Raw genomic sequence first — 3,889 nt, 5'->3', positions numbered from 1 at the left:
ATTTTCTCAATTAAATAACGTGTCGTGATGATGGCATTGAGGTCACACCTGTTCCCATACCGAACACAGAAGTTAAGCTCAATAGCGCCGAAAGTAGTTGGAGGATCGCTTCCTGCGAGGATAGGACGTCGCGATGCAACGTAAGCCGTACCAGAAATGGTACGGTTTTTTTGTGCACATTGCGGTTGAAGTCCGCAATATAACTTAAGCGGGGCTTCCTAAACTTTGTTATAATAAACAACAGACATTGCGGGATGGTCTCGCAATCAAAAAATGACGCCCTACCCATTCGTAGTGGCGGGAGGTATAAGAAAAATGGCAGATAAGAACACATTCTACATTACGACGCCAATTTACTATCCATCTGGTAAGTTGCACATCGGTAACACTTACACAACGGTGTTGGCTGATGCGGCTGCGCGTTACCACCGTTTGTTGAATGAAGATGTTTACTTCTTGACGGGAACTGACGAACACGGTTTGAAGATTGAGCAAAAGGCTGAAAAGCTAAACATGACGCCACAACAATACGTTGACGGCATGGCTGCAGATATCAAGAAGTTGTGGGCAGACTTGGATATTACCAACGACGGATTCATCCGTACGACGGACGAGTATCACGAGAAGGCTATCCAAAAGATTTTCCAACAATTCTTGGATCAAGATGACATCTACAAAGGTGAATATGAAGGTTGGTACTCAGTTGATGACGAAGAGTACTTTACTGAGTCACAATTGGCTGAAGTTTACCGCGACGAAGACGGCAACGTCATCGGTGGTAAGGCACCATCTGGTCACGAAGTTGAGTTGGTTAAGGAAGAGTCATACTTCTTCCGTATGGGAAAGTACGCTGACTGGTTGTTGGACTACTACAAGTCACACCCAGAATTTATCCAACCTGAGTCTCGTATGAACGAGATGATTAATAACTTCATCAAGCCTGGTCTTGAAGACTTGGCCGTAACGCGTACGGCGTTCAAGTGGGGTGTTCCAGTTCTATCTGACCCTAAGCACGTTGTTTACGTGTGGATTGACGCTTTGTCAAACTACATTACGGCGCTTGGATATGGTTCAGACGATACGACTTTGTTCGATAAGTTCTGGCCAGCAAATGTGCAATTGGTAGGTAAGGAAATTGTTCGTTTCCACACGATTTACTGGCCAATTATGTTGCACGCCTTGGGCTTGCCATTACCTAAGCAAGTGTTGGGACACGGTTGGTTGACGATGCGTGATGGTAAGATGTCAAAGTCTAAGGGTAACGTTGTGTACCCTGACACATTGGCTGATCGTTACGGTATCGATGCTGTTCGTTACTACTTGTTGCGTGCAATGCCATACGGTAACGATGGTATCTTTACACCTGAAGATTTCGTTTCAAAGTTGAACTACGACTTGGCTAACGATTTGGGTAACTTGTTGAACCGTACTGTTGCGATGATTAACAAGTACGAAGGCGGTGTTATTCCTGCACTTAACACAGGTGCAACTGAATTTGACGCTGATTTGGTTCAAACGGCTAACGATGTTATCAAGGCTTACAACGAAAACATGGCTGGTTTGCGTACAGCAGATGCTTTGGCTGAAGTTTGGAAGTTGATTTCACGTGCTAACAAGTACATTGATGAGACGACGCCATGGACGTTGGCTAAGGATGAAGCACAAGCAGATAAGTTGGCTTCTGTAATGGCCCACTTGGCTGCTGCATTGCGTGTTGCGGCTATCTTGTTGCAACCTGCTTTGACGCGTGCACCTAAGCAAATCTTCTACCAACTTGGTTTGGCAGAATCAAACTTGCAAATTGCTGATTTGAGGTTTGAAGACCTACCAACGGGTGGTAAGGTTGTTGAAAAGGGTGAGCCAATCTTCCCACGTGTTGATGTTGATGCTGAAGTGGCTTACATCCGCGATGAGATGACGGGTGGTGCCGCAAAGCCTGCTGAAGAAGCTGAGAAGTCATACATTGAAGTCCCTACAAAGGATTTGATTGAATTTGATGACTTTGACAAGGTTGAGATGCGTGTTGCTGAAATCCTAGAAGTGACTGAAGTTGAGAAGTCAAACAAGTTGTTGCGCTTCAAGTTGAACGACGGTACTAAGGATGGTCGCACGATTTTGTCAGGTATCAAGAAGTGGTACCCAGAATACGCTGGTTTGGTTGGTAAGAAGGTTGCCTTCGTTGCTAACTTGAAGCCACGCAAGATGATGGGTGAAATGTCAGAAGGTATGTTGTTGTCTGCTGAAAAGGACGGTAACGTTATCTTGACGATTTTGCCAGATGAAATCGAAGCTGGTTCAGAACTAGGCTAATCACTTAAAAATTAAGAGAGCGGTGTGTACATCACGCTGCTCTCTTTTTGTTAGAATAGACCTATTAAAAAAGATAGGAAAGATAGTATGACAATATTTTACACATTGGTGCCAATGATTTTGACAATTGTTGTCGCTAATTTGCTGTCACAAGTGATGCCACGGATTCCGAAAGCGTTCTGGCAGATTTTGGGTGGTATTATCTTGGCAACCATTCCAATGCTCAGCAAGTCAGTTGTTGAACTTGATCCGGAATGGTTTATGATGCTGATTATTGCCCCTTTGCTATTCTATGAAGGTCAGCGAACAAACGTGCGGTTGGTGTCTAAGAATTTCAGAGCGATTATCAACTTAGCAGGTACTATTGCTGTTATGACAGTTGTTGTCCTAATGCTATTTGGTCACTGGGCGATTGGTTGGGCACTGCCTATGGCACTGGCGTTGGCTGCCATCGTAACGCCAACTGATGCAACGGCGCTAGAATCTGTTACAGATGGGTTGGAGGTGCCAAAGGGTATCGGTCGCGCTCTAAACTTAGAGTCGTTGTTTAACGATGCAACTGGTCTAGTTGTGTTGGAGTTGGCATTGCTGTGGATGAACACTGGCACGTTCTCATTCGTCCATGGTTTTGAAGAGTTTCTAATTGTGGCGATTGGTGGCGCCGTTGTCGGTGGGATTGCCGGTGCGGTGTTACTGTATATTCGCCAACATCTATTGCGTGCGCAGTTTGATGATACGGTTGCTCACGTGATGATTTATTTCTTGTCACCTATTCTGGTGTACGGGCTAGCGGAACATGCGGGCGTGTCAGGTATTATCGCCGTTGTAGTGATGGGAATCATCTCTAATGAAGAAAAGCACCACACGCAGTTTATGTCATCGCAATTAAATAACTTGAATAACCAGCTGACGACGATTGTGTCACAACTCCTAAATGGACTGGTGTTTGTGTTACTTGGTATTTCGTTGGTTCGCGTATTTAAGACTTATATTCACTCACCATTAACGACGTGGTTAGGGTATATCGGAATTGGCCTGGCCATCTACGGGGTCATGGCGGCTTTCCGTCATATTATGATTGAACGCGTTCATCAGGACTCACCGATGTCATCAATGGTTGATCAAGATCATAAAAACCGCGACGCTTGGATTTTTGCCTTGGGTGGGGTTCACGGAACAGTGACGATGGCGATGGCATTCTCATTGCCGTTGACGCTTGATAATGGTCAGGCCTTTCCGCACCGCGATATGTTGTTGCTGATTGCGGCGACAGTTATTATCGTCAGTTTGGTGGCACCATTGTTGATTTTGCCACGGATGTTGCCTGAAATTAAGCCTGAGTATGACACTAGCGAATATTCAGAAGCGCATATTGCTATGATTAATGCGGCCATGTCATATGTGGAAGGGTTAGATGTGTCTAACTCGGTTAAGCGAAATGTGATTGATCAATTTGCTCTTATGCTAGATTTACGGACAGATTTTTCTCTGCCCTGTAAACTAATAGCAGAGGAGCATTTTTTATATGATTCGATATTCACCAGAATTTAAGCAGTCTCTTGTCGAGATGCACAACCAA

Annotated in this window: 2 protein-coding genes and 1 rRNA gene; all 3 read left to right on the top strand. The window is 44.8% G+C overall.

What is annotated here, in order from left to right:
- The first annotated feature begins 20 nt into the window (after positions 1 to 20).
- The 3 genes from rrf to C6P11_RS10515 all read left to right on the top strand — a co-directional run bounded on the left by rrf (position 21) and on the right by C6P11_RS10515 (position 3,861).
- Positions 21 to 137, top strand: a 5S ribosomal RNA gene (gene rrf, locus C6P11_RS10525).
- A gap of 178 nt (positions 138 to 315) precedes the next feature.
- Complete coding sequence (metG, locus tag C6P11_RS10520; RefSeq protein ID WP_135520936.1) at positions 316 to 2,310, top strand: methionine--tRNA ligase; 1,995 nt, start codon at positions 316 to 318, stop codon at positions 2,308 to 2,310.
- An 87-nt stretch (positions 2,311 to 2,397) separates the two neighbouring features.
- Positions 2,398 to 3,861, top strand: a complete 1,464-nt coding sequence (locus C6P11_RS10515; RefSeq protein ID WP_245299872.1) for a cation:proton antiporter — start codon at positions 2,398 to 2,400, stop codon at positions 3,859 to 3,861.
- Positions 3,862 to 3,889 lie beyond the last annotated feature (28 nt).

This window comes from Weissella confusa, from assembly GCF_004766315.1.
GTDB classification, from domain to species: domain Bacteria; phylum Bacillota; class Bacilli; order Lactobacillales; family Lactobacillaceae; genus Weissella; species Weissella confusa_A.
Note: the sequence above shows the minus strand (reverse complement) of the source record. Positions and strands in the feature narration are given on the sequence as shown.

What these genes read in the sequence shown, in the direction of transcription:
- metG (WP_135520936.1), top strand. Translation starts at nt 316, where the DNA reads ATGGCAGATAAGAACACATTCTACATTACGACGCCAATTTACTATCCA.
- C6P11_RS10515 (WP_245299872.1), top strand. Translation starts at nt 2,398, where the DNA reads ATGACAATATTTTACACATTGGTGCCAATGATTTTGACAATTGTTGTC.